The 22,264-nt window shown below is 59.8% G+C and carries 18 protein-coding genes; 10 read left to right on the forward strand and 8 right to left on the reverse strand.

Annotated features, from left to right (window positions below; genetic code table 11):
- Positions 1-18 precede the first annotated feature (18 nt).
- Positions 19-1,218 (reverse strand): mannose-6-phosphate isomerase, class I, encoded by a 1,200-nt coding sequence (gene manA, locus ACW5XD_RS18685; RefSeq protein WP_456496172.1) that lies wholly within the window; start codon positions 1,216-1,218, stop codon positions 19-21.
- A 132-nt stretch (positions 1,219-1,350) separates the two neighbouring features.
- Here manA and ACW5XD_RS18690 point away from each other — a divergent pair, with 132 nt between their 5' ends.
- Positions 1,351-2,226 (forward strand): helix-turn-helix transcriptional regulator, encoded by an 876-nt coding sequence (locus tag ACW5XD_RS18690; RefSeq protein ID WP_456496173.1) that lies wholly within the window; start codon positions 1,351-1,353, stop codon positions 2,224-2,226.
- A 201-nt stretch (positions 2,227-2,427) separates the two neighbouring features.
- Positions 2,428-3,681, forward strand: a complete 1,254-nt coding sequence (gene icd / locus ACW5XD_RS18695; RefSeq protein ID WP_005312750.1) for an NADP-dependent isocitrate dehydrogenase — start codon at positions 2,428-2,430, stop codon at positions 3,679-3,681.
- A gap of 88 nt (positions 3,682-3,769) precedes the next feature.
- Here icd and ACW5XD_RS18700 read toward each other — a convergent pair whose 3' ends face one another.
- The 3 genes from ACW5XD_RS18700 to dsdX form a co-directional block, all read right to left on the reverse strand.
- The gene (locus ACW5XD_RS18700; RefSeq protein ID WP_005328937.1) at positions 3,770-3,946 is read right to left on the reverse strand and encodes a hypothetical protein; all 177 of its coding nucleotides are present in this window, start codon (positions 3,944-3,946) and stop codon (positions 3,770-3,772) included.
- Positions 3,947-4,286: 340 nt separating this feature from the next.
- Positions 4,287-5,618, reverse strand: a complete 1,332-nt coding sequence (locus tag ACW5XD_RS18705) for a D-serine ammonia-lyase (RefSeq protein WP_456496174.1) — start codon at positions 5,616-5,618, stop codon at positions 4,287-4,289.
- 16 nt (positions 5,619-5,634) lie between these two features.
- Positions 5,635-6,972, reverse strand: a complete 1,338-nt coding sequence (gene dsdX, locus ACW5XD_RS18710) for a D-serine transporter DsdX (RefSeq protein WP_456496175.1) — start codon at positions 6,970-6,972, stop codon at positions 5,635-5,637.
- A 228-nt stretch (positions 6,973-7,200) separates the two neighbouring features.
- Here dsdX and dsdC point away from each other — a divergent pair, with 228 nt between their 5' ends.
- A complete protein-coding gene (dsdC, locus tag ACW5XD_RS18715) occupies positions 7,201-8,145 on the forward strand; it encodes a DNA-binding transcriptional regulator DsdC (RefSeq protein WP_456496176.1) in 945 nt (314 codons plus the stop codon).
- Positions 8,146-8,475: 330 nt separating this feature from the next.
- On the opposite strand, the gene ACW5XD_RS18720 is transcribed toward dsdC, so the two are convergent.
- Together ACW5XD_RS18720 and ACW5XD_RS18725 are read right to left on the reverse strand one after the other, a co-directional pair.
- A complete protein-coding gene (locus tag ACW5XD_RS18720) occupies positions 8,476-9,675 on the reverse strand; it encodes a c-type cytochrome (protein ID WP_456496177.1) in 1,200 nt (399 codons plus the stop codon).
- Positions 9,672-11,597 carry an NAD(P)-binding protein gene (locus ACW5XD_RS18725; protein ID WP_456496178.1) on the reverse strand — a complete coding sequence of 642 codons (1,926 nt, stop codon included), beginning with the start codon at positions 11,595-11,597 and terminating at the stop codon, positions 9,672-9,674. The genes ACW5XD_RS18720 and ACW5XD_RS18725 overlap by 4 nt, the downstream gene beginning before the upstream one ends.
- 612 nt (positions 11,598-12,209) lie before the next feature.
- On the opposite strand from ACW5XD_RS18725, the gene cyoA reads away from it, so the two are divergent.
- The 6 genes from cyoA (at position 12,210) to ACW5XD_RS18755 (ending at position 18,673) form a co-directional block, all read left to right on the forward strand.
- Positions 12,210-13,235 carry a cytochrome o ubiquinol oxidase subunit II gene (cyoA, locus tag ACW5XD_RS18730; RefSeq protein ID WP_456496179.1) on the forward strand — a complete coding sequence of 342 codons (1,026 nt, stop codon included), beginning with the start codon at positions 12,210-12,212 and terminating at the stop codon, positions 13,233-13,235.
- A gap of 3 nt (positions 13,236-13,238) precedes the next feature.
- Positions 13,239-15,215: a cytochrome o ubiquinol oxidase subunit I gene (gene cyoB, locus ACW5XD_RS18735; RefSeq protein ID WP_456496180.1), complete on the forward strand. Its 1,977-nt coding sequence runs from the start codon at positions 13,239-13,241 to the stop codon at positions 15,213-15,215.
- A gap of 4 nt (positions 15,216-15,219) precedes the next feature.
- Positions 15,220-15,834 (forward strand): cytochrome o ubiquinol oxidase subunit III, encoded by a 615-nt coding sequence (locus ACW5XD_RS18740; RefSeq protein ID WP_456496181.1) that lies wholly within the window; start codon positions 15,220-15,222, stop codon positions 15,832-15,834.
- Between the two features lie 74 nt (positions 15,835-15,908).
- Positions 15,909-16,241: a cytochrome o ubiquinol oxidase subunit IV gene (locus ACW5XD_RS18745; protein ID WP_456496182.1), complete on the forward strand. Its 333-nt coding sequence runs from the start codon at positions 15,909-15,911 to the stop codon at positions 16,239-16,241.
- A 10-nt stretch (positions 16,242-16,251) separates the two neighbouring features.
- The gene (cyoE, locus tag ACW5XD_RS18750) at positions 16,252-17,148 is read left to right on the forward strand and encodes a heme o synthase (RefSeq protein WP_456496183.1); all 897 of its coding nucleotides are present in this window, start codon (positions 16,252-16,254) and stop codon (positions 17,146-17,148) included.
- Positions 17,149-17,311: 163 nt separating this feature from the next.
- On the forward strand, positions 17,312-18,673 hold the full coding sequence (locus tag ACW5XD_RS18755) for an MFS transporter (protein ID WP_456496184.1): 1,362 nt from the start codon (positions 17,312-17,314) through the stop codon (positions 18,671-18,673).
- 73 nt (positions 18,674-18,746) lie between these two features.
- On the opposite strand, the gene ACW5XD_RS18760 is transcribed toward ACW5XD_RS18755, so the two are convergent.
- Positions 18,747-19,850: an ElyC/SanA/YdcF family protein gene (locus ACW5XD_RS18760; RefSeq protein ID WP_456496189.1), complete on the reverse strand. Its 1,104-nt coding sequence runs from the start codon at positions 19,848-19,850 to the stop codon at positions 18,747-18,749.
- Between the two features lie 548 nt (positions 19,851-20,398).
- On the opposite strand from ACW5XD_RS18760, the gene ACW5XD_RS18765 reads away from it, so the two are divergent.
- The gene (locus ACW5XD_RS18765) at positions 20,399-21,610 is read left to right on the forward strand and encodes a NupC/NupG family nucleoside CNT transporter (RefSeq protein ID WP_456496185.1); all 1,212 of its coding nucleotides are present in this window, start codon (positions 20,399-20,401) and stop codon (positions 21,608-21,610) included.
- 163 nt (positions 21,611-21,773) lie between these two features.
- On the opposite strand, the gene ACW5XD_RS18770 is transcribed toward ACW5XD_RS18765, so the two are convergent.
- The gene (locus ACW5XD_RS18770; protein WP_456496186.1) at positions 21,774-22,169 is read right to left on the reverse strand and encodes a GrpB family protein; all 396 of its coding nucleotides are present in this window, start codon (positions 22,167-22,169) and stop codon (positions 21,774-21,776) included.
- Positions 22,170-22,264: the final 95 nt, after the last annotated feature.

Raw genomic sequence — 22,264 nt, forward strand, 5'->3', positions numbered from 1 at the left:
CCGTGCCGGGTTCACGCCTTAGCTGAGGTTGCCGGCGCGGGCGACCCGGCCTTCGGCCAGCAGCTGGTACTGGCCGGTGGCGGCGGGGACAAAGGCGGACTGGCCCTTCTCGAGGCGCAGCGTCTCGTCGTCCTGCTTGAGCGTCACAGTGCCATCGATGGCAAACAGGATCTCGGCGCTGGCAGTGGTGAGCTGATGCTCGCCGGCCGGGTAGACGCTGAAGGTGAAGTCCGGTACCGGCACGTCGAAGTGCTGCACCGCACCGTCACAGCGGGGGGCCAGCAGGATCTGGTCATCCGGCTTGGGCAGGCAGCGGGTGCAGGCCAGCAGCTCTGCCACGTCTATGTACTTGGGGGTGAGCCCGGCGCGCAGCACGTTGTCCGAGTTGGCCATGATCTCGAGGCCGGTACCGCGCACATAGGCGTGGGGGGTGCAGGCATCGAGGAACATGGCCTGACCCGGCTGCAGGGTCACCACGTTGAGCAGCAGCGGCGAGAAGAGTCCCACATCCCCCGGGTACTGGGCGGCCAGGCTGGTGATCAGCGCAAAGGTCTCCTCATCCTGATGATCGCCTGCGTAGGCAAGCAGGCTCGCAAGGGCCGCTTCCTTGCGCTCCCCCGTCAGGATCAGCAGCTGGTGGAAGAAGTGCTGCAAACCACTTTCGTGTTGGTTGGCGGCAAGGGCCGCAACCAGATCGGCGATAGCCGCCGGCTTGACCCGCTCGAACAGTGCCAGGATGGCCGGGATGGCGCGAAAACCGTTCATCGCCTGATAGGGAGTGAGGGCAAACACCAGCTCCGGCTTGTGATTGGGATCCTTGTAGTTGCGATTGCCCGCCTTGGGGTCGATGCCGGCGGCCTCTTCCCTGGCAAAGCCGGCTTCGGCTTGGGCTTTGCTCGGGTGCACCTGAATGGAGAGGGCCTTCTCGGCACACAGCACCTTGAACAGGAAGGGCAGGCTGCCGAAACGGGCCAGGGTGGCCTCTCCCAGCGCGGCGGCAGGGGCCATGTCGATCACCGTCGAGAGCTTCTGCGCACTGTCCGCCAGCATCACCTCGGAGCAGCCGTTGGGGTGGGCACCCATCCATAACTCGGCCTGGGGTTTGCCTGCCGGATTGGGGATGCCGAACAGGGCGGTGAGGGCGTCATGGCTGCCCCAGTCGTAGCCTTGAATCGGATTTTGCATGAACAAAAAAGAGGGCAGGTCGCGACTGCTCATAAGGGACGCCTCATTTAGTGTGAAGAAAGTCGGGTGAAGAAAAGGGTGGCATTGCTGCTGTGGACCGGACTATAACATGGTCGGTCGTGGCCGCCGCAACCGCTTGCCTCTCTCTATTTGATCAGGATCAGCATGTCACTCATCTTCAGCCAACTGCTCGATGGTGCCCTCCATGAGCAGGCCCCTTTCGAGCAGATCTGGTTTGCCCAGGATCAGGGGGTGCCGCCCGGTTTCAGTTATCAGGTCAACTTTCCTCGCCTCGAACTGGTGTTCAGCGGTGAATACCACAACCAGATCTGGGACAAGGAGCAGGGCTGCAAGGAGATAAGCGTGCTGCCGGGGCAGGCGATCTACATCCCCCCCAATGGCTGGAACAAGCCGCTGTGGACCACGGACTGCTCAGTATTGAGCCTGCTGTTTGGCAAGCGTCAGCTGGGGTTCAGCCTGGTGAGCAAGCGGCGGGAAGATCCCGATTTTTTCGACGTGCAAAAGCACAGCATCATGGCGCGGGCCGGCCATGTGATCGAGCACATACTGGCGGCGCTCAACGTGCTGACCGAGGATCCCGGCCGCTCCCCCACCGACAACCACCTGTTGCAGGCGTTGCTCACCAGTGCCCGTCAGTTGTTGGCGGAATCTGCCGCCGAGCGGCCAAGAGGCGCGGATCTGTTTCATGGGATCTGCATCTATATCCAGGAAAATTTTCACCGCTCCATCACCCGCGACTCCATCGCTCACCGCTTCAACGTGTCGGCCAGCCACCTCTCTCACCTGTTCCGCGAGCAGGGCCACATGCGCCTGGCCGATTACATCAGCTGGGTGCGGATCGATCGGGCCAAATTCATGCTGAAAAAGTACCGCTTCCGCCTCGAAGAGGTGGCGAGCCGCTGCGGTTACGGTGATGTGAACTATTTTTGCCGGGTGTTCAAGCAAAAGACCGGGCTGACCCCTTCCCAGTATCGCTCCCTGAGCCAGCCGCAGGGGCAGGGCGAGGGGCTGGTGGGGTAAGCAGGGATACCGCTGGAACCTGCGTGAGTCAGGTGTTGGCGGGGCCGCTGTGGATCCGGGGCTGGCAGAATGGACGCATTGTGATCCAGTACTCGACTATGGTCTGACATGCGTGCTCGCCATTTGATTATGAAAACGAATGGGCTAAGATGGCCGCGCGCAACTTACAGATTGATAACAAACGGAAGTTAGGAGATGCCGATGGAAAGCAAAGTAGTTATCCCGACCCAGGGCCAGAAAATCACAGTCGATGCCAACGGCAAGCTGCAGGTTCCCAACCATCCGATCATTCCGTTTATTGAAGGGGATGGCATAGGTGTGGACGTGACCCCGGCCATGTTGAATGTGGTGAATGCTGCGGTCGAGAAAGCCTACAAAGGCGAGCGCAAGATCGCCTGGATGGAGATCTATACCGGCGAGAAGTCGACGCATATCTATGGCGAAGGTGCCTGGCTGCCGGCCGAAACCCTGGATTTCATTCGTGAATACTGCGTGGCCATCAAGGGCCCGCTGACCACCCCGGTCGGTGGCGGTATTCGCTCCCTCAACGTGGCCCTGCGTCAGGAGCTGGATCTCTACATCTGCCTGCGCCCGGTTCGTTACTACGAAGGCACTCCGAGCCCGGTCAAGCGCCCTGACCTGACCGACATGGTGATCTTCCGCGAGAACGCCGAAGACATCTACGCCGGCATCGAGTGGAAGGCGGACAGCGATGAAGCCAAGAAGGTGATCGCCTTCCTGCAAAACGAGATGGGCGTGAAGAAAATCCGCTTCCCCGAGTCCTGCGGCATCGGTATCAAGCCCATGTCCAAGGCCGGTACCGAGCGTCTGGTACGTGCCGCCATCGAGTACGCCATCGACAACGATCGCGACTCCGTGACCCTGGTGCACAAGGGCAACATCATGAAGTTCACCGAAGGTGCCTTCAAGGATTGGGGCTATGCCCTGGCCCAGAAAGAGTACGATGCCCAGCTCATCGATGGCGGCCCTTGGTGCTCCTTCAAAAACCCGAAAACCGGCAAGACCATCGTGGTCAAGGACGTCATCGCCGACGCCTTCCTGCAACAGATACTGTTGCGTCCGGCCGAGTACGACGTCATCGCCTGTATGAACCTCAACGGTGACTACATCTCCGACGCGCTGGCCGCTCAGGTCGGTGGTATCGGTATTGCACCCGGTGCCAACATTGGTGACGGCGTGGCCCTGTTCGAGGCGACTCACGGCACCGCGCCCAAGTATGCAGGTCAGGACAAGGTCAACCCGGGTTCGCTGATCCTCTCCGCCGAGATGATGCTGCGCCACATGGGCTGGGTCGAAGCGGCCGATCTCATCATCAAGGGCATGGAAGCGGCCATTGCCAACAAGACGGTCACCTATGACTTCGAGCGACTGATGGAAGGCGCCACCCTGCGCTCCTGCTCCCAGTTTGCCCAGGACATGGTCGATCAGATGTAAGCGGTGAGACTGAAATGCAAAACCGGCGCCATGAGCGCCGGTTTTTTTATGGGTGACAGGCCCATGAGCCTGAGAGGGGCACCTGCGATCAGGTGGTCTTTTCCACGTGTTGTTGATAGAGCTGTTGCCACTTGCTGCTTTCGGCTTCATCGCCCTGCGTCTGCCAAAACTCGCAGATGGAGTTGGCGAGCTCGGATGCCATGGCGTGATCCCCATCGCGGCGACTCATCAGATATTGTCCCAGCCAGCTTTGATATTGTTTCATTGCCCGATCTCCTTATCTAAGGTGCCCTTGGGTGTTGCCCGTCTGGCAAAACAGCCTCTCGACCGTTGCCAGACCTGACTCAACCAGGTCACTGTTTTCCTGCGCACCTCTGTTCGTTGTTATCGCCGGATTGGGTAGCGATCTCGCCGGATAACGGCGCTAACGGGGCGCAGATGTCAAAAAACGGTCCCTATGTTATCACAAAATAACCAACTTGGGGGGATTGGCAGCCGCAGGAGGATGTGTGGCGGGCTCATGCTCAGGGCAAAGGGTGTGCCATCTTGCTGATCCATGAAGAGAAAAACCCGCCAGGGTGGCGGGTTTATCGGGTGAAAAAAGATCAAATTTTGGCGGTAGCCAGGTATGTTTCCATCTCTTCGGCGGGCACCATGCCACCGCCGGTGGCCCATACCAGATGGGTGGCCCTGGCCAGGGTAGCGGCATCGACGCCGCGCTCCATCTGCCACTTGCGATCGGCTTCCACGCGCCACGGGCCCGGCATGCCGGCCAGCGCCGAGGGTTCGAGTTTGATCTGCTCATCCCGTGCCAGCAGCCCCAGCAGGTCATACATCTCCTGATCGCTCAGGGTGTAGAAACCTGTCAGCAGCCGCTCCATGGCACGGCCGACGAAACCGGAGGCGCGGCCCACCGCCAGGCCGTCGGCGGCGGTGAGGTTGTCTATCCCCAGATCCTGCACCGCAATGGCATCGTGCAGGCCGGTGTGGACCCCGAGCAGCATGCAGGGAGAGTGGGTCGGCTCGGCGAAGAGACAGTGGACGTTGTCACCGAACGCGAGCTTGAGACCAAAGGCGACGCCACCCGGACCACCGCCGACGCCGCAGGGCAGATAGACGAACAGCGGGTGTTCGGCATCCACCTTGATGCCCATCTCATCGAACTGCTTTTTCACCCGCTCACCTGCTACCGAGTAGCCGAGGAACAGGGTGCGGGAGTTCTCGTCGTCGATAAAGAAGCAGTTGGGGTCGCGTTCGGCCTCCTTGCGCCCTTGCTCCACCGCCACCCCGTAATCCTCGGCGTATTCCACGACTATGACCCCATGCTCGCGCAGCTTGCGCTTCTTCCACTCCCGCGCATCGGCCGACATGTGGACGGTGACGGTAAAGCCGAGCTTGGCGCTCATGATGCCGATGGACATGCCGAGGTTGCCGGTGGAGCCCACGGCAATGCTGTACTGGCCGAAGAACTGGCGAAACTCGTCCGTGAACAGCTTGCTGTAGTCGTCTTTTTCGCAGAGCAACCCTGCCTTGATCGCCAGCTGTTCGGCATGGGTCAGCACCTCGTAGATGCCGCCGCGCGCCTTGATGGAGCCGGAGATGGGCAGGTGGCTGTCTTTTTTCAGCAGCAACTTGCCGGTCACCTCGACGCCGTAGCGCGCATTGAGCGTCGCCTGCATGGCCGGGATGGCGACGATCTCGGACTCCAGAATGCCTTGGGTGACGAGGGTCTCGGGGAAGGCGTCGCACATGTAGGGGGCGAAGCGGGCGAGGCGGGCTGAGGCATCCGCCACATCGCTGCCATCCAGTCCCACATGGGGCAGGCCAACCGCCAGCGTGCTGGCCTTGGGGTTGAACCAGGTCACGGGCTCGAGTGCGATCAGGGAGCGAACCAGCGGAAATTGAGCGATGAGCTGCGAAATGTCGTTCTTTTTCATAGGAGTCTCGGTCTTGTTACACGATATAGGAGAGCAGGAAGGTACCGGCCAGCGCCATCAGGGAGGCGACAAAGGTGGCGGTAGTGTAGTACTTGAGCGTTTCGTTCAGGGTGGCGCCGCAATACTGCTTGACCAGCCAGAACAGGGAGTCGGTCACCATGGTGCAGCCGATGGCACCGGAGCCGATGGCGAGCGTCATGATCTCGGGGCTGATGTTCGGGTAGTGCACCATGATGGGGGAGACAATAGCGGTGGCCCCCATCATGGCGACGGTGGCCGAGCCGACGGCGGCATGCAGCACTATGGCCACCAGCCAGGCCAGCAGGATGGGGTGCATGTCGAGCTGGGAGAGAATGGTCGCCAGGCTGTCCCCCAGGCCACTTGCCTTGAGCACGCCGTTGAAGGCCCCGCCGGCCCCTATGATCAGCAGAATATTGGCGATGGAGGAGAAACACTCCTCGGTCTTGTTCAGCATCCCTTCCATTTTCATGTGCTGGCGGATCCCCAGCACGTAGTAGGCGGTGAAGGCGGCGATGAACATGGCGGTGATGGGGTTGCCGATGAACTCCAGCAGGGTATAGAGGCTGCTGGCGTGATCCATGTTGAGCTCGGCCACCGTCTTGGCCAGCATCAGCAATATGGGCAGCAGCACGGTGAAGAGGGAGGCACTTAAGGTAGGGAGGCTTGCCTCGTCGCGGGCCTCTATATTCGCAAAGGCGGCGGGCACCTCCTTGAACGGCACCCGTTTGCCGAGCAGTTTCAAAAACAGCGGGCCGCCCACCAGCGAGGCAAACAGCCCGACCGCGAGGCCATAGACGATGACGGAACCTATGTCGGCACCCAGCTGATTGGTGACGTAGAGCGCGGCCGGGTGGGGCGGCACTATGCAGTGCACGGCCATCAGGGCGGTACAGAGCGGGATGGCCAGCGTCAGCAGCGAGGTCCTGGTCTTGCGGGCGATGGAGAAGGCCAGCGGAATGAGCAGTACCACCCCCACTTCGACAAACAACGTGATGCCGCACACCAGACCGACCAGCACCATGATGACCTGGGGCGAGAGCCAGCGGCACTTTTGCAGGGCGAGGCCGATGCGCTCCGCCGCCCCCGATACCTCCATCATCTTGCCGAGTATGGTGCCAAGGCCGATGACGGCGGCGAGAAAGCCCAGGGTGCCGCCTATGCCCTCTTCCATGGCGTTGACCATCTTGACCGGGTTCATCCCCATCATGGTGCCGACATAGAAGCTCGCCAGCAGCAGGGCGAGGAAAGGATGCACCTTGCCTTTCACTATGGTGAAGACAATCAGAATGATGCTAGTCAGCAAGGTACCGACGACCCACACTTCAGAATTCATACTGCGCCTCGACATGGATGATGAGTGATGATGTAGGCGTCTATTGAATGAAAATGGCGGGTGGCTGACAAATGATGAAAATGGCGTCTTGGGTGAGCTGAAGTGATGCAAAGGTGCCACATTCATCACATTTATCGGTGCTGATACGATTTGAGTTGTATGGGTGCATCCAAAGGCGGGGTTTATGGCTATCATCTGTGCATTTTTTGGGGCGGTGAGGCGAGCCAGATGTATACCGAAGACAACTACGTATCGAGAAACAAGCTGCTGAACGGTTATCAGCTCTCCAAGCTGCATACCTTCGAGGCGGCGGCCCGTCACAGCTCGTTTGCCCTGGCGGCGGATGAGCTGGCGCTCAGCCCGAGTGCGGTGAGCCACAGGATCAGTGCGCTGGAAGAGGAGCTGGGCTTCAAGCTGTTCCAGCGTTTTCATCGCAAGGTGATGCTGACCGCAGAGGGGCAACGAGTCTTCTGGGCGCTGAAATCCTCGCTGGAGTTCATCAATCAGGAGATCCTGGAGATCAAGCATCAGGAGCTGTCCGGTTCCCTGACCGTCTACTCCCGCCCTTCCATCGCCCAGTGCTGGCTGGTGCCCAGACTCGCGGATTTTTCTCGCCTGCATCCCCAGATCGACTTCAACGTCATGACCGGCAACGAGAACATCAACCTGCACGGCTATGGCATAGACCTGACCGTCTATTTCGATGACAAGATCCCGGAGCGGCTCGCCATCCACCCGTTGATGGACGAGTACATGGTGCCGGTGTGCAGCCCCGAGTATGCCGATCAGCATGGACTGATGGACAATCCTGACCACTTGTCTCGCTGTCGTCTGCTGCACGACAGGCAGGCCTGGGGCTATGACTCGGACTGCGACGAGTGGGGCAGTTGGGCCCGCCAGTGCGGCATCTCCCTCGATGCCTGTCAGTCGAACATGGGGTTTGATCGCTCCGATCTCGCTATCATAGCCGCCATGAATCACGCCGGGGTCGCCATGGGCCGCAAGAACCTGGTGAGCAAGCGGTTGGCCAGACATGAACTGGTCGCCCCCTTTCCAGGCATGGAGGTGCGCTGCGAGCAGCGTTACTACATAGCGACCTTGCCCAACCGCCAGTGCCCCAAGATCCAGGCCTTTATCGACTGGGTCTGCGCTCAGGCACGGGAGACACAATAAGTGGCGGAGCCAAGCGTCTTGTTAGCGTGCGGCGGGACGAAAGGTAAAACCCGGCAAGACAGCCCTCGCCGTCACCCTGGAGCCAATGGGGCGACCTCGGCATGACTGCGGGGTTACTGCAGCCGTCAGACTACCAAATGACAAAGGAGGTGAGCGGGAGAGGGGAGCTCATGCTGGGCGATGCGGCAGGCACAGAAGAGGGGCATAAAAGATGTTGAAAGGCTTGAATCACCATGATGGCGGTCTTTGGGGGGATGACCTGCTTCAAGGTTGGCCTTTCAACATCTGATGGGGGCAGCGCCTTTCTATGGTTGTGCGCTGACAGCGTGGTTATTGATGCAGCGCACGCTGCGCCTTGACGGTTGCCGGCTTGATGGCCACCCCTTCATTGCCCCAGGAGGCGCGCAGGGTGTTGACCAGTTCGGCCACCTGTTCGTTGTCGAGAGTCCAGCCATAACCCGGCATGTGGTAGCCGATATGACCCTGAGTAACGGGGGTCTCGGCGCCGTACAGCAGCACGTTGATCAGACTTGCCGGATCGTCGGCCAGTACGGTCTGGTTGCCCACCAGCGAGGGGATGACGTGGTCATTGCCCTGACCATTGATCCCGTGGCAGGTGGAGCAATACATGGCATAGTCCGCCTTGCCGACCGTGCTGGCGTAGGCCCGGTTGCCCTGGGCTGGCGGCGTATGATCCCCGATCTCGACGAGATAGGTAGCGATGCTGGCCAGATCCGCGTCGCTGAAGTACTGGCTGCTGTGCATGATCACTTCCGCCATGGGACCTGAGACTGCCTGATGCTGGCTGCGACCGGTTTTCAGCAGATCGATCAGCGCCGGCTTATCGTAGCGGGTGCCGCGAATGTTGGGGGCATACCAGCCATCCAGGGTGGCGCCGCTCAGATAGAGGGGGTCCGCCTCGGTCAGGGCTTTTTCCTGCATGCCGAGTCCGCGCGGGGTGTGGCAGCTGCCGCAGTGACCGGCACCCTGCACCAGATAGGCGCCGCGATTCCACTGCTCGCTCTTGCCCGCTACCGGGGTGAAGCGGCTGTCATCGTGATAGACCCAGTTCCAGCCCATCAGCGGCCAGCGCATATTCAGCGGCCAGGGGATGTTGCTCTCCTTGTTGGCGATGGCCAGCGGCTGCACCTCCTTCATCAGATGCTGGTAGAGAGCGTCGAGATCTGTATCGCTCATCTTGGCGTAGGCGGTGTAGGGCATGGCCGGATAGAGCCGATGACCATCGCGGGCCACCCCTTCACGCATCACCTTGATGAACTCCGGCAGGCTGTAGTTGCCGATGCCGTGGGTCTTGTCGGGAGTGATGTTGGTGGCAAACACGGTACCGATGGGGGTCGGGAAGCCTTTGCCACCGGCCAGCGGCTTGCTGGTCTCGCTGGTGTGACAGGCGGTGCAGTCCCCCAGTTTGGCAACATATTCCCCCGTAGACATGGCGGGTGCAGCGTGAGCAGCAAGGGCGGGCAGGGCCAGCAGCAGGGCGCTGGCGGTCAGTGACAGGGGGCGGTTCATTGGGCACCTCCCTTGTGCATGGCGACCAGCTCGTTGACGGCGCGCCAGGCCTGATCGATGGCGGAGTGGGCGTAGGGGCTCCAGTCCGAGTCGGAGTTGGCGATGGTGATGTTGCCGATGGGTTGGCGACCCAGCTCGATCCACTTGTCGCACTGCTCCTCGTCATCGAACAGGGTGTTGGTGATGTAGGAGTAGCCGTGGGACCAGCGGTTGACCGTGATGGCGAGGATATCCTGCTGGTGGTTGAACCCGGCGCCGCCCAGCATCCCCTGCAACTGCTCGCGGATCATCTGCTCGTGCTGCTCGAACGGCATGCCGAGGATCATGGCGCGCCCCTTGCGGGATTGCTCGCGGGCCGAGAGGCCGCTGCCAGGCAGGGTCGGCACGTAGACCATGTGCAGGCACATGGGCAGATCCGGGTTCTTGGGATGCTCGTAGCCACCCATGCTGACCGGATAGTCGAGCTTGACCCGGCTGTAGGGTGCTGCCGGGGAGTAGACCTCGTGCACCCCCAGCTTGACGAAGGCTTGCCAGTTCTTGATCACCACCTTGGTATAGACCAGCGGTGCCTTGGCATTCTGGTGCAGCGCCTCCTTCTGGGGTTCCGGCAGCTCGGGCACCATGTAGGGGATCATCATGTTGTAGCCGGCCATGATCGACTGCCTAGCCCGCACCCGGTGCAGTTTCCCCTCCTTGATGTAAGTGACGTCCACTCCCTGTTTGCCGTCTTTGAGCGGCACGTTTTTGGCCTGCAGCGCCGTGCTGCCGAGGCGCAGTTGTACCTTGTGCTCCGGCAGGTCGAGCTTGCTGTAGTCAAACTTGGCCAGCACCACATCCTGCATGGTGTGACCCGGCGCCACCTGCGGGATGAGCTTGCGCACCATCAGGCGGGTGAGGCCGGCGTTGCCATCCGGGAAGTGGAAGATGTAGGGATCGTCCAGCTCCGCCTGCTCTTCGGCATCGAGTGGAGTGAGATCCAGTCCGTCGAAGCCCGGCAGGGCACAGAGACGCGCATCGGCGCAGGCGGTGGCATCGATGCCGACCGCCTGGAAGTCGTTGGTGCGCTGCTGGAAGTAGGTGATGGCCCGCTCGCTGAGGCCCACCTTGTCGCGCAGGAAGCTGGTGTAGCTGTTGCGGGTCATCCAGAGGTCTTTCTCCTCCCGGCTCATGCCGCTCAGGTAGTCGATTTTTTCTTCGTGCAGCGCCAGCAGGGCGGCCTTGTCGGTCTCGTCCAGCGGGAAGTCACCGATAAACTGCGCCAGTGGCCGGCCGTTAAGGCGATCGCGGGGGATGTCGTCGGCCACGTTGTGGCCCGGGTCGCCGCTCACCACCTTGTTGACGCCAAAGTGCTGCTCGTCGAAGTAGACGCCGCGGCTCAGGCCCAGATCCGGGTAGAAGGTCTGCTGGAACCCTTTGGCCAGCTCGTCGATGTTGACCTCCAGCGCCTTGAGCAGCCCAAGGGCGATGGGGCTGTAGACAGAGCGCGGTGATTGCAGGGATTCACTGCCGCCGTAACCCAGACGCAGGCCATCGGGGGTGGTGAACTCGTTGCGCTTGGCGTGACCGCCAAAGTCGTCGTGGTTGTCGAGCAGCAGGATCTTTTTATCCGCCCCCAGCAACTGCTGATAGAAGCAGGCGGCGGCCAGGCCGCTGATGCCGGCGCCGACGATCACCAGATCGTACTCCCCCTCGAGGGGAATATTGGCGAAGTCATACTGCTTGCCGTCGCGGGCTATGCTGTGGGCCGGTTCGAAGGAGCCCGGGTGGTTACCGCGCAGGCCGGTGAGGGCGGGCGGATAAGCCAGCGTCTTGTCGGCCAGCGCACTGCCACCTTGCGCCGCCTGCAGCAGATTGATGGGGGCTATGCCTGCAGCAATGGTGATGGCAACGCCGTTGAGAAAATCTCTGCGTGTAATACTCATGGCAATCCCTGTTGTATGAAGAGTCAAATGAGAGATGGGATAGGGTTGAATTCGTGACTGGCTTGGTAACGAAGGGGCGCACGCTAACGCCATATCCGGATGGAGTCCATGGCTTTGATAATAACTTATTAAACAAAATGATGAGTCCTGTGATAGCCAGGAGTCGAGGAAAAGCATGCAATATGCATCTTTGCGGACGATGGCCCCATTAAACCCATGGAATTAATTAGCGTTTGTTTTGATTAATTATGGTCCGGTTCGAGTTCATGGCGATGGCTGCGATGATCCATGGTCAATGCCGAAAACCGTGTCGATATTTTATGCAAACACAAGAAAATAATGGAATTTGACCCTGTCTAATACAAGGTTAAAAAGTCATCTGTCTATTCAATCAGCAAAATCTGGATGAAATAAAGCCACCCAATGATTAATTGGTAGTTAGTCGACGTTGACAAATTCATTGCCGTTTAGGCATTAACATGCTTCACACACAAATTTCAAACCGCACACAAGTGCGGGATTAATTTTTCATGTTGTTCACATCCCCCCCCGATGCAATAGAATGATGCGTTTTTATTACAACTTTACGCCTTGCGAAGATGAGGAAACGGCATGAGACCTGATGTAAAAAGGGGCTTGGGCGCCTTGCTGTTGCTCGCGACAACCGGCTTGCTCAGTGGTTGCGACATGGCTCTAATGAGCCCCAAAGGGCAGATTGGTCTGGAACAGAAATCACTGATATTAACGGCCATCGGGCTGATGTTAATTGTGGTGATCCCTGTGATTATTATGGCAGTGGCATTCTCTCGTAAATACAGAGCATCCAATACCAACGCCAAATATACCCCGGATTGGTCTCACTCCAACAAGATTGAAGCGGTCGTCTGGACCGTCCCTGTCATTATTGTCGCCATCCTGGCGGTCATTACCTGGAAAACATCCCACTCGCTGGATCCTTATAAACCGCTGGAGTCGGACGTCAAACCGATCCAGGTCGATGTTATTTCCCTCGACTGGAAGTGGTTGTTCGTCTATCCGGAACTGGGTATCGCCTCCGTCAATGAACTGGCCTTCCCGATCAATACCCCGGTCAATTTCCGGGTGACCTCCGACACCGTGATGAACTCCTTCTTCATTCCCCAGCTGGGTGGTCAGATCTACGCCATGGCGGGCATGCAGACCAAGTTGCATCTCATCGCCAACGAGGCGGGCCAGTACAAGGGGATCTCCGGCAGTTACAGCGGCGCCGGTTTCTCCGGCATGAAGTTCAAGGCCATCGCCACGCGAGATCAGGCCGACTTCGATGCCTGGGTCGCCAAGGTGAAACAGTCACCCAAGATGCTCGCCACCATGACCGAGTTCGAGGCCCTGGCCAAGCAGAGCCAGAACAATCCGGTGGAGTATTTCGCCAGTGCCGACCCGGCCCTGTTCGTCAATGTGATCAATAAGTTCATGGGTGACATGAAACCCGGTGAGCACCAGGGCATGGCGCACGAAGGTGCCATGCAGCATGGCGACACCATGGATCCTCAAGCAATGGACCATGACAAGATGACCCATGATGAACCCATGGATCATGCCGGGCATATGGCCATGCCGATGGATGACAAGAGTGTGAAAGCAGGATCCGAGGAATAATTGATGTTTGGAAAATTAACGCTCGACGCTGTCCCGTACCATGAACCCATTATCATGGTCACGATAGCCGCTATCTTATTGGGCGGGCTGGCCATCGCCGGGCTGATCACCTATTTCGGCAAGTGGCAATATCTGTGGAAAGAGTGGTTCACCTCGGTGGATCACAAGCGTCTCGGTATCATGTATCTCATCCTGGGGATGGTCATGCTGCTGCGCGGCTTTGCCGATGCGGTCATGATGCGTACCCAGCAGGTGATGGCCTCGGCCGGTGGCGAAGGCATATTGCCGCCCCACCACTACGACCAGATCTTCACCGCCCACGGCGTCATCATGATCTTCTTCGTGGCCATGCCGCTGGTGATAGGTCTGATGAACATAGTGGTGCCGCTGCAGATCGGTGCCCGTGACGTGGCCTTCCCCTTCCTCAACAACCTGAGCTTCTGGTTTACCGCTGCCGCCGTGGTGCTGATCAACGTCTCCCTCGGGGTCGGTGAATTTGCCCAGACCGGCTGGCTGGCCTATCCGCCCTTGTCGGGCAAGGAGTTCAGTCCCGGAGTCGGGGTCGATTACTGGATCTGGAGTCTGCAGATCTCGGGGTTGGGCACCCTGCTGACCGGCGTCAACTTTTTTGCCACCATCATCAGGATGCGTGCACCCGGCATGACCATGATGCGGTTGCCGGTGTTCACCTGGACCGCGCTGTGCGCCAACATACTGATCATCGCCTCCTTCCCGATCCTGACCGTCACCATAGCCCTGCTCACCGCAGACCGTTACCTGGGTACCCATTTCTTTACCAATGACATGGGTGGCAACATGATGATGTACATCAACCTGATCTGGGCCTGGGGTCACCCCGAGGTGTATATCCTGGTGCTGCCGGTGTTCGGGATCTTCTCCGAAGTGGTGGCGACCTTCTGCAAGAAGAAGCTGTTCGGCTACACCTCTCTGGTGTGGGCGACCATTGCCATTACCGTGCTCTCCTTCGTGGTCTGGCTGCACCACTTCTTCACCATGGGATCGGGTGCCAACGTGAATGCCTTCTTCGGCATCACCACCATGATCATCTCCATCCCGACCGGGGTGAAGATCTTCAACTGGCTGTTCACCATGTACCGCGGTCGCATCGAGTTCACCTCGCCCATGCTGTGGACCGTCGGCTTCATCATCACCTTCACTGTGGGTGGCATGACCGGGGTTCTGCTCTCGGTGCCGGCCGCCAACTTCGTGCTGCACAACAGCCTGTTCCTGATCGCCCACTTCCACAACGTCATCATCGGCGGCGTGGTGTTCGGCTGCTTCGCCGGTATCACCTACTGGTTCCCGAAGGCGTTCGGCTTCAAGCTGGATGATGTCTGGGGCAAGCGTGCCTTCTGGTTCTGGATCACCGGTTTCTTCGTGGCCTTCATGCCGCTCTACGTGCTGGGCTTCATGGGCATGACCCGTCGGGTCAGCCAGAACATCGATCCCGAGTTCCACGGCTGGCTGGTCGTGGCGGCCTGCGGTGCCGGCCTCATTGCCATCGGCGTCCTGTGCCAGGTGATCCAGGTGGTGGTCAGTATCCGTGACCGCGAGAAGAACCGCGATCTGACGGGCGATCCCTGGGGGGGCCGTACCCTGGAGTGGTCGACCTCCTCACCGCCGCCCTTCTACAACTTCGCCATCGAGCCGAAGATCACCGGTCTGGATGCCTTCTGGGAAGCCAAGCAGGATGGTTCTGCCTATCAGCAGCCGAAACACTATGACCCGATCCACATGCCGAAAAACTCCGGCGCCGGTGTCATCATCGCGGCCTTCAGCGTGGTGTTTGGTTTCGCCATGATCTGGCACATCTGGTGGATGGCCATCGCCGGCTTCGTCGGCATGATAGCCACCTGGATCATCCACAGTTTCAATGATGACGTGGATTACTACGTGCAGGTTGACGAGATCGAACGGATCGAGCGTCAGCATTTTGAAAATCTCAACAAGGTGGCTTAATTCCATGGCGACTGACGTTCTACATCACACTCACGGCGCCCATGACGATCATGGGCACCATGATGCCGGTGCCACCAAGGTGTTCGGTTTCTGGATCTACCTGATGAGTGACTGCATCCTGTTTGCGACCCTGTTCGCAACCTATGCAGTCCTGGTCAACGGCACCGCCGGCGGCCCGACCGGCAAGGACATCTTCGAGCTGCCGTTCGTGTTTACCGAAACCATGCTGCTGCTGCTGAGCTCCATCACCTTCGGGTTCGGCATGCTGGCCATGAACAAGAACAAGGTTTCCGCAGTCAACGCCTGGCTGCTGGTGACCTTCCTGCTTGGCGCCGGCTTCATCGCCATGGAGATCTACGAGTTCCACCACCTGATCGCCGAAGGCTTCGGCCCGCAGCGCAGTGGTTTCCTCTCCGCCTTCTTCACTCTGGTCGGTACCCACGGGATCCACGTGACCAGTGGCCTGGTCTGGATCATCGTGATGATGGTGCTGGTGAGCAAGAAGGGACTGACCGAGCGCAACCGCACCCGCCTGATGTGCCTGAGCCTGTTCTGGCACTTCCTGGACGTGGTGTGGATCTGCGTCTTCACCGTGGTCTATCTGATGGGGGTCATGTAAATGAGTCATTCAGTTGATATTTACTGGGTCAGCCACGGCAGTGCCAGAACCTATCTGATGGGGGCAATGTAAAAATGAGCAATCATACCGTTGACAATCACGGCGCCAGCCACGGCAGCGTCAAGTCCTACATGACAGGGTTCGTGCTGTCACTCATCCTGACCGCGATCCCCTTCTGGATGGTGATGGATGGCTCCGCCTCCCACGCCATGGTGCTCGGCACCGTGGTCGGCATGGCGGTGGTGCAGATTTTCGTGCATCTCGCCTACTTCCTGCACATGAACACCTCGTCAGAGGAGCGCTGGAACCTGGTGGCACTGGTGTTTACCGTGCTCATCATCGCCATCGTGGTGGTGGGGTCCCTGTGGATCATGTACAACCTCAACGTCAACATGATGGTCCACTGAGCGGGTTGATGTGATGATGAAGCAATACCTGCAAGTGACCAAGCCGGGCATCATCTTCGGTAACCTCATCTCGGTTATCGGGGGATTCCTGCTGGCCTCCAAGGGGAGCCTGGATGTGCCCCTGTTCATCCTGACCATGGCGGGTGTCTCCCTGGTGGTGGCCTCCGGTTGTGTGTTCAACAACTACATCGACCGGGACATCGACTGCATCATGGAGCGCACCAAGAATCGCGCCCTGGTGAAGGGGCTGATCGCCCCCGGCGTGTCGCTCTGGTATGCGAGCGCGCTGGGCGTTGCGGGCATTGCACTGCTCTACTTTGCGGCCAATCCGTTGGCCGCCTTGCTGGCAGTGCTGGGCTTCCTGGTCTACGTGGGAGTCTACAGCCTCTACATGAAGCGTCACTCCGTCTATGGCACCCTGGTCGGCAGCCTCTCCGGCGCCGCGCCGCCCGTCATCGGCTACTGCGCCGTGAGCGGCCAGTTCGACTCGGGTGCCTTGATCCTGCTGGCGATCTTCAGCCTGTGGCAGATGCCGCACTCCTATGCGATTGCCATCTTCCGCTTCAAGGATTACCAGGCGGCCAACATACCCGTGCTGCCGGTGGTGAAGGGGATCTCCGTAGCCAAACACCACATCACCCTCTACATACTGGCGTTCATGGTGCCGACCCTGATGCTGTTCCTCGGCGGTTACGCCGGTTACAAGTATCTGATCGTGGCGACTGCGGTCAGCGTCTGGTGGCTGGGCATGGCGCTGTCGGGTTACAAACAGGCGGTCGATGACTCCCTCTGGGCCCGCAAGCTGTTCATGTTCTCCATCGTCACCATTACCTGCCTGAGCGTGATGATGTCAGTGGATTTCCAGCCGGATGCGGCGCCGATTTTAGTGAGCATGCTGCCCCGATAGTGTGAGTTGTGCCCCTAAATGCATGAAATCCAGAGCCGGGAACCTTCCCGGCTCTGTTATTATGGGGCCGCCCCGTTGGGCACTTTTCCCGTTGTTCGGGTGTGGCATGGCGCGTGTCAGCCACTCCTTGCGTCTTCCTTCTCCCTGACCTATCGAGGCCATCATGAATGATTTCACCATGACGAGGGGCGAGCGCCGCGCGACCTGGGCGCTCGGCTCCGTCTTCTCGTTGCGCATGCTCGGCATGTTCATGGTCCTGCCGGTGCTGACCACCTACGGCATGTCGCTGGCGGGCGCCTCCGAGGCGCTGATCGGCTTGGCCATCGGCATCTATGGCATGACCCAGGCGCTGTTCCAGATCCCGTTCGGCTTGCTCTCCGATCGCATCGGCCGCAAGCCGCTGATCGTCGGCGGCCTGCTGATGTTTGCACTGGGCAGCGTGATCGCGGCGCTGACCCACTCCATCTGGGGTGTCATCCTCGGCCGCGCCCTGCAGGGCAGCGGCGCCATCTCGGCCGCCGTCATGGCGCTGCTCTCGGATCTCACCCGCGAGCAGAACCGCACCAAGGCGATGGCCTTCATCGGGGTGAGCTTTGGCATCACCTTCGCCATCGCCATGGTGACGGGCCCCCTCATCACCCACGCGCTGGGGCTGTCCGGTCTGTTCTGGCTCATCGCCCTGCTGGCGCTGGGGGGCATCGCCATCACCCTCTGGCTGGTGCCGACCCCGACCGGTCACCTGCTCAATCGCGAGTCCAGCATGGTCAGGGGCGGGATGCGCACCGTGCTCACCAACCCGCGCCTGCTCAAACTCAACCTCGGCATCCTCTGCGTGCACACCCTGCTGATGTCGAGCTTCGTGGCGCTGCCGCCGCTGCTGGAGCAGGCCGGTCTGCCCCGCGACAGCCAGTGGCAGGCCTATCTGGTCACCATGCTGGTCGCCTTTGTGAGCGTGGTGCCCTTCATCATCTATGCCGAAAAACGCCGCCAGATGAAGCGGGTCTTCCAGGCTTGCGTGCTGGTGATGCTCGTTGCCGAAGTGGTGTTGTGGCAGGCCGGGCTGCAGCTGTGGGGCCTGCTCGCCGGTTTGCAGCTCTTCTTCATCGGCTTCAACGTGATGGAGGCGCTGTTGCCGTCGCTCATCAGCAAGGAGTCGCCACCGGGTTACAAGGGCACCGCCATGGGGGTCTATTCCACCAGCCAGTTCATCGGGGTGGCCATAGGCGGCAGCCTGGGTGGCTTGCTCTACAGCCTGGGGGGCGGCGTGCTGGTGTTTGGCAGTTGTGCCCTGCTGGCCCTGGCCTGGCTGGGGGTCAGCCTCACCATGCAGGAGCCCCCCTATGTGAGCAGCCTGCGCATCGTGCTGCCGGTAGGAGTCGAGGCGAGCCCGGCGCTGGAGCAGCGGATCCGCGCCTGTGACGGGGTAAGCGATGTGCTGCTGGCGCCGGCCGAGCGCTCCGTCTATGTGAAGGTGGACAGCAAGCGCCTGAGCCGGCGCGATCTGGAGTCGCTGGTCGCCGCCTGACGGCGTCAGCCACCATGCAAAAGCCCGCCAATTCGGCGGGCTTTTTGTTGATGTGTTCGATGAAATCTGGCGATCAGCGCTCGATCAAGGGGGCCGAGCGATAGCTCCACAGGCCGTAGGTGCGCAGCGCATCGCGGTAGATGCCGAGCAGCTCGTTGTCGCTCACCTTGGCCAGGGTCGAGAGCGACTTGTCCGGGTAGCTGACGCTGTCTATCTGGATCCCGGCCGGGCCGCTCTGCCAGCAGGCGATCTCCAGCAGGGTCTGGCCCCGGCGCACGTGGCTGGCCGAGCTTACCAGGGTGGCGTACTGGATCTGGTGGCGGGCGAGGGCATAGCTGCTGTAGAGGGCGTTCTCCACCGTACTGGTGGCGTAGTTCTCCTCTATGATACGCGATCGATCTATGCCCTTCTTCACCAGCCAGTCCGCCATCAGCTTGCCCTCTGTCTGGCGGTTCTGGGGCACGCCGCCGGTCAGTATGATGAGCGCCGCCGGGTTGGCCTGAGCCAGGGAGCGGGTGGTCTCCAGCCGGCCCAGCAGGATGTCGTTCATGCTGCCATCGGGGTTGAGGGCATAGCCCAGGGTGACGATGGCCCGGTTGCCCGGCTTGGGTGAACGCTCCCCCTGATCCTTGAGCGGGGTGGCGTTGACGCGGGCCACCGTATCCAGGATGCGCTGCAGATCGGCAGCGCGACCGGGATTGAGGGTCGCCAGCTTGCTCTGGTATGTCTGGGCGGCGCTGGAGTTCTGCTTGAAGGTTTGCCAGGTGGCCAGATAGGTGAGCAGGTCTATGTCGTCCGGCGCCGTGCTGAGCGCCTGCTCGAACAGGCCGATGGCCTTGTCCACGTTGCCGTTGTAGATCTGGGCGTTGGCCGCCGAGATCAGCAGGTCGGTGCGGTAGGGTTCGAGCTGATAGGCTTGCAGCAGCAGTTCGGTGACCCGCTCCATGTTGCTCGGCATCTTGGCGGTGAAACCGGCGGTGGAGATGCGGGCTGGCGACTTGAAGATCTGCCAGGCATCTGCCAGCAGCTGATCCACCACCTGGCGCTTGCTGATGTACTGGTCGTAGTTCTGCTCCTTTTGCAAGGAGCGCACCGGTGCAGCCCAGGCATTGGTGGAGACAAACACTGGCAGCGTCAACAGGCTGGCCAGGGTCAGGGCAATCGCTGTTCTCTTCATCATGGCGTTCCACTTGGGGTTAGGGGCGTTATGCCATTGCATGACCCGTAGGGGCTTTTCCAATAAAAACATAAACTTGGTGATTGCCTACTCTACTCCTTTTAAGATGAAAAAAACGTGAACCGTTTTGGTTATCCGGGGATGGGGTCTGTGCCTCGCTCCGGAGCCGTCTGCGCGCGCTGCCCCGCCGGCAGGCGCTCATTGGGCTTGCACTCACTTGCTGTTCAATCCTGCCGCGTTTTCGGGCGAGCCCCTGTCCGGGGTGAAAAAGTTGCCGAAGCCAATCGTTTTACCGCTTTTTCTGTGATGGCGATCACTGTAGCATCGCCGCCCGACCTGCCAGCCGGCCGCATCTCCCCCTGCGACTGCGCTGGCGTCACCCGATACATGCTGTCACCCGGAACGTGAATGACCCCAGGATGGGACCCGCCACTAACCTGTAGGTTTGTGGTCTGCGTGTCGCGTGGGTCGGCACCTCTCCCGCCGGATCGCCCGCGACGCCTGTCTGCAGACTTGCCATATGAAACTCCTCTCTTCATAGGTGCAAGATGACACTGTTATTGAGTCTGGTCGGTATGCTGGCCCTGATGTTTATCGCCTGGCTGGCCAGTGAAAACCGCCGAGCCATCCGCTGGCGAACCGTGCTGGGTGCGCTCGCCCTGCAAACCGGCTTTGCCGCCCTGGTGCTCTATTTTCCCCCCGGACAAATCATGCTCGGTGCCATGAGCAATGGCGTCTCCGCCCTGCTCGGCTTTGCCGACAGCGGCATCCGCTTCGTGTTTGGCGATCTGGCCAGCAACGGCTTTATCTTCGCCGTGCGAGTGTTGCCGTTGGTGATCTTTATCAGCGCGCTGATCGCCGTGCTCTACCACTTCGGCATCATGCAGTGGGTGATCCGGGTATTGGGCGGCGCCGTGCACCGCATGCTCGGCACCAGCCGCGCCGAGTCGCTGGTGGCCACCGGCAATATCTTCCTGTCGCAAGGGGAGTCGCCGCTGCTTATTCGTCCCTTCCTCGCCGGCATGACCCGCTCCGAGCTCTTTGCGGTGATGACCTGTGGCATGGCCTCGGTGGCGGGCTCTGTGCTGGGCGGTTACGCCGGTCTGGGGGTCGATCTGAAATACCTGATTGCGGCCTCCTTTATGGCGGCGCCGGGTGGCCTCTTGATGGCGAAACTCTTGGTGCCGGAGCAGCAACAGGTGAGCGAACAGGCCGAGATCACCCTCGACAAGAGCGACTACAGCAACGCCATCGATGCCCTGGCGGGCGGCGCCATGAGCGGCATGAAGATCGCCGTGGCCATCGGTACTATCCTGCTCGCCTTTGTCAGCGTCATCACCATGATCAACGCCGGTCTCACCACCGTCGGCGAGTGGTTCGGCTGGGCCCATCTCTCCTTGCAGCAGCTGCTGGGTTATCTGTTTGCCCCGGTGGCCTGGCTGATTGGTGTGCCCGCCAGCGAGATGATGGCGGCAGGATCCCTGATTGGTCAGAAGGTGATCATGAACGAGTTCGTCGCCTATCTGGACTTTGCCAATATCAAGGCTGACCTGAGTGCCCACACCCAGATCATCATCACCTTCGCGCTGTGCGGTTTCGCCAATCTGGGCTCCATTGCGGTGCAGCTTGGCTCCATCGGCACCATGGCGCCGGAGCGCCGTCACGATGTGGCCAATATGGGCTTCAAGGCTGTGCTGGCGGCGACCCTGGCCAACCTGATGAGTGCCACCCTGGCCGGGATTTTTGTCTCGCTGGCCTGATGGTTGGCTTGATAGCCGGTTAATCTGCGGCAAAAATAAAAGACCCCCTCTTGCCGTTGGGCGAGAGGGGGTCTTTTTCGTTGGTTTGGTTACAGCTTGCCGGACTCAAAAAAGTGGGAGTCCTAATTGCACTGTGTCACCTGAGATTTCTGAGGCGCACCAACTAGGTTTTCGTTAAAACGAGATTTATAAAATCAGATTTTTTCCGACGGTAGTCATCTTGAGATCGGCCTTCACAAGACATTTTGAGTTCATTGTATCGTTGAACCAACGAAGGGTCGGCGCGCAATTTTTCACGAAAAATCAGGAAAAATTCAAATTCAGAACCATTGACCACCAGCTGAAAAGCAACGCCATCACCCGACCTTGACTCCAGCATGCACAGTTCCGATGTTCTCAAAGTATCGGCCTTTTCTTGAAAGCCCAATGTCGTCAGGAGCTGGATGGAAGCTTCTAGTTCATCACTTTCCACGCCGATAAAAATATCAAGATCGCCTTTAGATATTGCCAGCGGAATTGAAGAGGCACCTACGTGTTCAACTCTTGCCTTCGGAAGCAATTGTTTGTATGGAGATGGTATTCACCTGACAGTTGCCCACAAAAGGGAGTGGTCATACGGCTTCAAACCGGATAACAAAACGGTACCCCTACCGT

Source organism: Aeromonas enterica, from assembly GCF_054052465.1.